At 58.6% G+C, this 6563-nt stretch carries 6 protein-coding genes; 5 read left to right on the plus strand and 1 reads right to left on the minus strand.

Features of this window, described 5'->3' with window-relative positions:
• From ACXRVY_RS13850 to ACXRVY_RS13870, 5 genes are all read left to right on the plus strand, one after another.
• Nucleotides 1-1026, plus strand: a 1026-nt coding sequence (locus ACXRVY_RS13850; protein ID WP_458237580.1) for a type VI secretion system Vgr family protein, incomplete at its 5' end; no start/stop codon positions are given.
• A complete protein-coding gene (locus ACXRVY_RS13855; protein WP_458237581.1) occupies nt 1023-1907 on the plus strand; it encodes a DUF4123 domain-containing protein in 885 nt (294 codons plus the stop codon). The genes ACXRVY_RS13850 and ACXRVY_RS13855, both read left to right, overlap by 4 nt.
• Complete coding sequence (locus tag ACXRVY_RS13860) at nt 1904-4423, plus strand: T6SS effector BTH_I2691 family protein (protein ID WP_458237582.1); 2520 nt, start codon at nt 1904-1906, stop codon at nt 4421-4423. The genes ACXRVY_RS13855 and ACXRVY_RS13860 overlap by 4 nt, the downstream gene beginning before the upstream one ends.
• Nucleotides 4423-5415 carry a DUF6708 domain-containing protein gene (locus ACXRVY_RS13865; protein ID WP_458237583.1) on the plus strand — a complete coding sequence of 331 codons (993 nt, stop codon included), beginning with the start codon at nt 4423-4425 and terminating at the stop codon, nt 5413-5415. Before ACXRVY_RS13860 ends, ACXRVY_RS13865 begins: the two co-directional genes overlap by 1 nt.
• Before the next feature lie 137 nt (nt 5416-5552).
• Complete coding sequence (locus tag ACXRVY_RS13870) at nt 5553-6350, plus strand: DUF6708 domain-containing protein (RefSeq protein ID WP_457266121.1); 798 nt, start codon at nt 5553-5555, stop codon at nt 6348-6350.
• On the opposite strand, the gene ACXRVY_RS13875 is transcribed toward ACXRVY_RS13870, so the two are convergent.
• Nucleotides 6347-6563: hypothetical protein (locus tag ACXRVY_RS13875; protein WP_458237584.1), on the minus strand; the 217-nt coding region annotated here is incomplete at its 5' end. The genes ACXRVY_RS13870 and ACXRVY_RS13875 overlap by 4 nt on opposite strands.

Genomic DNA, 6563 nt, shown 5'->3' on the forward strand with positions numbered 1-6563 from the left:
GACAAACCCTGCATCGACGGCCCGCAGATCGCCACGGTAGTCGGCCCGCCAGGGGAAGAGATTTATTGCGATGAATGGGGCCGGGTCAAGGTGCAGTTCCCGTGGGACCGTTCGGACAAGAACAACGATCAGAGTTCGTGCTGGATCCGTGTGGCCCAGGGCTGGGCCGGTGCGACCTGGGGCGCCATGGCCGTGCCCCGGGTGAATCAGGAGCTGATCATCAGCTTCCTGGATGGCGATCCGGATCAGCCGATCGCCACGGGCCGCGCCTACCGCGAGACCAATCTGCCGCCCTATGAACTGCCCAAACACAAAACGCGGATGACCATCAAGAGCCGTACCCATAAGGGAGAGGGCTTCAATGAGCTGCGTTTTGAGGATGAGCTGGGGCAGGAAGAGGTGTACATCCATGCCGAAAAGGACAAGAACGTCCATATCAAACATGACAACACAACGTTTGTGGGTAATGACCGCAGTGAGAAAGTCGGGCATGACGAGCAGATAGAGGTAGGCCACGACCGCAAGGAACAGGTGGGCAATGACGAACGGATAAGCATCGCTCAGGACCACTATCACAGCGTAGGTCGAGATCGAGTGCAGAGTTTCGGTCGCAACCACCAGATCAGCATTGGCAAAGACCGGGTCGAGACCATTGGCAATGATCGACACGACACGATTGCAGTCAATCACCGCATGGAAATTGGCGGTAACGCCGAACAGGTCATTCAGGGTTCCCAACATATCTCTGCCGCGCAAGGCATAGGCACCAAAACCACGACCTATCAGCTGCAAACCAGCGAGAGCCTCGTTCTACAAGGCCCCGGCGGTAGCATTACCCTGGATGCCAATGGCATCACCCTCAGCGGGATTGCCATCTACCTGAATGGGCCGACGCAACTTAACGCTAAAGGCGCAGGACACTCACTCATCCTTAGTGGCGTGCCGACAACCGGCGAACCGATCTGTGTTGGCTGCTGGCTCAAGGCCGCCCGTGAGCATAAAGCCCTCGTGAAGGTGGACGCATGATTCCCGGTGAACTGCTGACGGCACTGACCAACGACCTTTACGCGCACGACGTCCCCCGTCCGCGATATCTCGTCGCGTTGATCGATATGGCGACATTACCTCAGGAAACCCGGCAAAAACTGACGGACCATCCAGGCTTTGATCTGCAACCACTGCTTCTGGCTCCCGGCCTGGAACAGCTCAGGCCATTGGGCCCGCACTTGGCATGTCCACGTGAGGCCACTCGCAAGGGCCATGGCGCACTGATCGACAGTCTTGCGCGCTATGACAGCAATACCATCGTCGCATGGATTACCAGCACTGTGAGCGCCGATGTGCTGGCCCGACATCTGAGTCAGGCCACGATTGTCGACACGCAAGACAGCGAGCGTTACTTGTTGCGCTACTACGACAGCCGTGTCACGCCGAAGCTCGTGCGCCATGCGCCCGAGCAGTGGAGAGAGTGGCTGCTCGCACCCGTTGTGTCCTGGTGGTGCCGTGGGGCCACTCCAAGCCAGGAACAGTGGCATCGAATCCGCGGAGGAGCACGGTCAATCCCGATCGTTGCCGCCCCGCGATTGGTGATGGACGCCGCGTTATGGCAAGCATTGGAAAGTGACCCCCTGCCTTTCCGGCTACTGGAAACACTCAACGAAACCTCACCCACTTTATTCAGTAGCCCGTGCCATGGAGTGCGTCTGGCGCTGATCGAGTCGCTGCTCAGCCAAGGAAAGAGCCTGGGATTGATTGACCATCACAACCTGACCGATTTCATCATCCTCACCCTCCAACACACCCCCCAACGCTTGCACGGCACTGCCCACTGGCATGCCGCGCTGCAGCGTAGCGCCCGGGGCGAAGGACGCCTGGGCCAGTTGTTTCTCCAGGGAGCACGACCATGACCGCCCCGACCGACCTGCTCAACTTCGTCGCCCGGCAAACGTTCAGCACCGAAGGCAACAGTCCCTGCGTCAGCTGTAAACGCTCGGTGTCCCTGCTGCCGCTGCGCTATGCCGTGATCGGGCACACCGAATCGGCCCTGCCTCCTGCCCTGGCCCAGGCGGAGCCCCTCGCCAGCCTGCCCCTGACCACCGCGCGCTATACCGTGCGCGCACTGCGCGAGGGGTATCTTTATGTGTTCATCCACCGCACCGCGACCGACTGGGTATGCGAGGGCGCCTATCAAACCTACAGCAGCGGCTTGTGCAAGGCCGTGTGGCCCGCCACCCCGGACGACCTGGGGCTGGGCGGCCTGCCGGACTTCGGCGATCGGGTCATCCAGGTCAGCGATCCTGAAGACGTCAACGAAGCCCGGCTGCTGTTCACCCCGGACCTGCTGACGCCGCGCCTGCTCGCCGAGATCCGCACGCAACCGCGGCTGCGCAACACCCTGCGCAAGGTCGATATCCGCCAACTGATCCAAAGCTGCAGCCACACCGCGCACATCATCGAGGCCCAGGCGCTGGACAGTAGCGTCGCCGACCTGCTTGGGCCGACCTCCCCGCCCTTGATGACCCGCCTTGGCGAGCAACTGTTTGCGCCCCCGGCCGGATTCTCGGCCCTGGCGGGTGTGGCCACGCGGCTTGGCGCAACAGCGACCCAGGCGCAGGGTTTTGCCGTGGTGTTGGACGACCCGATCGGCATCACCCAGGAGCTCAATGCCTGGCGCAATCAGAGCGTGGAGACGCTCGAAACCTTCATGCGCAAAACCGACGGCGAAGGCATCGACAACCAGCGCAAACACACCATCGCCTTCGGCCTCGAAAACCTCAAGCTCACCCTCGCCGAACAAGCCGAGCAACGCTACGTCAACCACGCCAACGCGCTTGGCGTGCGGTACACCGACCGCGAGTACGCCAGCAGCAACGTCCACATGGTCACGGCGTCGATGGGCAGCTACCGCAGTTTCCGCAACCCCGCCGACCAACAGCGCCAGGAGCGCGACGACATCGAGCACGCGCGCCACGACAGCTGGGCGAAACGCTACGCGCCGTCGGTCGACGAAGCGCGGCTGCAGGCCTTCATGGCAGAGTTTGATGCGGCCGTCGCCCAAGCCGATGCGATCAAGGACCAGCGCGCCGCCGATCATTTGCAGTGGCTCAACAGCACCGCGTTGCTCGAGGCTTTTGCCTACTACGATGCCAAAGACAGCGGCAACGGCCTGGCGTTCGAAGCGCAACTGGGCGTGGCCGTTGCCGGCATGAACAGTACCGCCCTGGGCGAGGCGCAAATCGACAGCTGGAGCGCCCTCGACGGCACGACGCCGAACAACTGGTTTTGGCGCGGGCTTGCCCAGAATCAGACCCAGGCCATCGAACAGATCAATCTGTTGCTCGCCCAACGCTCGCAACTGCCGACCCTGGACGGCGCTCAGCTGCAAGCCTTGAGCAAGTCGCTGGTCGATATCTACGCCAAAGCCCACGCGCTGGTCGGCGAGGTCAGCCTCAATACGCCGCCCTCTGCCATCCGACTCAGCGGCGCGGTGCTGCTGACCAACACCTTCGGTACCCGCCTGCTGCAAARCAGCGCGGCGTCCAGGCTGGACGGCCCGCTCAACACCGCGCTGGCCCTRGTGTTCAAGGCGAGGCTGGGCCAWYTGGGRGAGCAACTGCATTTCGAAAGCAGGACCATGCCGCTCAGCCAGGGGGTCAAGGCGAAAATAAGCCTGGCCGCCCACAAGAGCTTCGGCGACTCGCTGGCCGCGGGCGCCGCCGGGCCCATGCTGGAAGTGCGCTTGGGCAGCACCCTGGCCTTGCTGGAGGTCTGGAACCTGAAGCTGAAGGCAGAAAAGGCGGACAAAGGCACGCGCGAGTACATCGAGCTGACGGCCGCCATGCTCGCGGTGTCGGCGGTCGGGCTGGAGTTGGGGGCGGTGGCGGTGGGGTTGGCCGAGCGAAGTCATAACACGGCGATTCGCCAGGCCGGGCGGGTGATGGGGAGTCAGTTGAAGTTGATGGCGGGGGTGTTGGCGGGGGGGGCGGCAGCAGCCGGGATGGTTTTTGATTTATCCGACGCCAAAAAAGCCCATCTTCGAGAAAACCACTCTTTATCCCTAGTATATTTCATGCGTGCTGCTGCCCAAGCTGGATCCGCCCTCTTTTCAATAGCCATCGGATTGGCAGCTGCTGCCCCGTATTTGGAACGACTAATCCAGATACATGGACGAAATCGTTTTTTGGTATATGCCCATCAGACGTCCACACAACTCGCATTGAAAATGGCTTTTATGCTGCGTTGGTGCATACGAATCAACCTGGTGATTTTCGCCGCTTCCGTCGCGTTAGAAATGCTGCTCCCCAATGAGCTTCAGAATTACTTGAACCACTGTACTTTTCGAAAAGATCGAGACAATGGAACCCCCAAATCCGTAGAGCAAGAACTAAAAAATTTCCACAAAGCTATCGAGGCAACCCTCTAATGTATTTTTTTGAATGGCTCATGTATGACGGACGTGCGACGACTGATTACGAAGCATTAGGAAGAGAAGCCGACCTACAAAAAGRGACCAATGAAAAGCTGCCTCCCATTCGTGTAACACAAACAATTTCGAAAGCTATTACAGATAATGAGTCACTGTATAATTACAATCCAACTTACATTGATGTCCGCACTCCAAACGATGAGAAGCGCGGACTGATAACCTTAATAGTGGGCGGAGTCGGCGCAGGACTACTATGGATGTTCTTCCTTGCATTTTATTTCCTCGCCACGTATTACTATAACGAACACAAAGGTTCCGAGAGTACTCCGCTTAGCATTATTGATTTTATTTCGCTGCATATCATTCCATTAATTCCTATAACTTCTCTGTATCTTTACATAAAATACGTCTTTCGCTACTTACGACTCGAAGCATTCACCGCCCGRCGCCTGATCGTCCGCTTCAACCGCRTCACCCGCAAGATCTACCTGCTTCGCCCCAAACACCTGGGAGGCATTGTCGCCTTGGACTGGGACACCGCCGAAGTCTGYATCAACCCRAAGATGTCCGAACTGGACGGCACCGGAGGCTTCGTCATGCTGGGATGGGACAAAGAAACCCACTCCGTCCGTGACGCCGACGGCCATCTCAAGGACGACTTCGAAATCACCTTCGTGGGCAAGCCAACCCGTAACGCCTCCGAACTSTTGGCGTTCTGGGAATACATYCGGCGCTACATGGAAGAGGGKCCGGAAGCGGCGCCCAAACCCAAAAAACTCATCGGCAAATTYCCCTGGCCGTGGCGCTCTTTCATGGCCGTGTGGCAACTGGACAGCCGGTTCGTRAAAATYCCTCAGCTGTGGATCTTCGTRCCGATCTATGGCCTGTTACTGCCGTTGATCCTTGTGCATGCCTGTGGCCATTGGGTCTCCCTGCTGTTGTGTTACGAGCCAAGGTTTCCTCGTTCCATTGAGGATGCAGGCCGCTGATCCCATGAAATATTGCGTCACGCGCTGGTGCCACGCTCACCCTGACAAAAAGGTGACGGATTTATTTTCGTCACGAGGGCTATGCGGCGCTCACCCTGACTACCTACTCCAACCTCTAACCCTTCCGGAGGTCAATGATGTTCTTCACCGAACCTTTGCTCGACCCACCGGCCCCCGGCTGGAAGCGCGATCTGCCAAAACCAAACGAGGCACCTAACCTCAAGCCTTATCCACCAGTACTGTCAAACTCACCCAATCATGTAGACCACACTTACCTTGAATTGCGGCGCTCTACAGTCCGAACACGAGGGGCCGGACCATGGCTTGCAGCATTATTTTTCGCATTGTCCTGTGCTCCATTCACGATCTTCTTTCCACTTGAAACATGGGAATCTCCCTCCTTAATCGTCACTCTTACCATCCCGATATTGTTCATTATTGGAATTTGGGGTGGTGTGTACGCTTGGCGAATGGACGTGCAAGCCCCCCGCGACGAACCCATCCGCTTCAACCGCCTGCGCCGCAAAGTCTACGTCTATCGTTTCCACCACGATGGGCTACGGCCCTTTAGCCGCAGTGGCTGGGGAGTGCGCACGGAAGTCTACGACTGGGATGACCTGCGCGCCGAGGTATGCAGCGTTTATGGTCCCATGGGCACCGGCGGCTTGATCGAATCGGTCAGCATTGCCGTGGTGAAACCCGGCACACATCAGGTCATCGACCGCTTCCATTTCGCCCACGGAACCATGCAAGGCGAGATGTACTGGGCCATGGCCCTGTTGTTCATGCAGCAAGGCCCTCAGGCGCTACCTCAATTCCCTCGCCCACCTCGCGACTGGAACAACGAAGGTGTGAACTTCAATCTCGCACGCCACCTGGCCCCCAAAGTGCGGTGGCCGACGGAAATAGACCTGGAATCACGCTCCGCACCCTAATGTCGCCGTAGCAGGGCGGACAATGCGGACTTGTGATCAGTTCCGAGTCTTCCCGAAAGGGAATAGCTGCCATGATGCGCCGCTCGTGGGAAAAAACGCCCCGTCCACCGACAGCCCCGGACAAGCATGAACGTCCATTGAATGGCGCACATCGTTTGATGGTCGATTTGATAGTCGCGTGATTTTTCAGCAGGCAAAAAAAATCCCGCAGAG

Source organism: Pseudomonas sp. P5_A2_2 (assembly GCF_054177685.1).

What these genes read in the sequence shown, in the direction of transcription:
- ACXRVY_RS13855 (WP_458237581.1), top strand. Translation starts at nt 1,023, where the DNA reads ATGATTCCCGGTGAACTGCTGACGGCACTGACCAACGACCTTTACGCG.
- ACXRVY_RS13870 (WP_457266121.1), top strand. Translation starts at nt 5,553, where the DNA reads ATGTTCTTCACCGAACCTTTGCTCGACCCACCGGCCCCCGGCTGGAAG.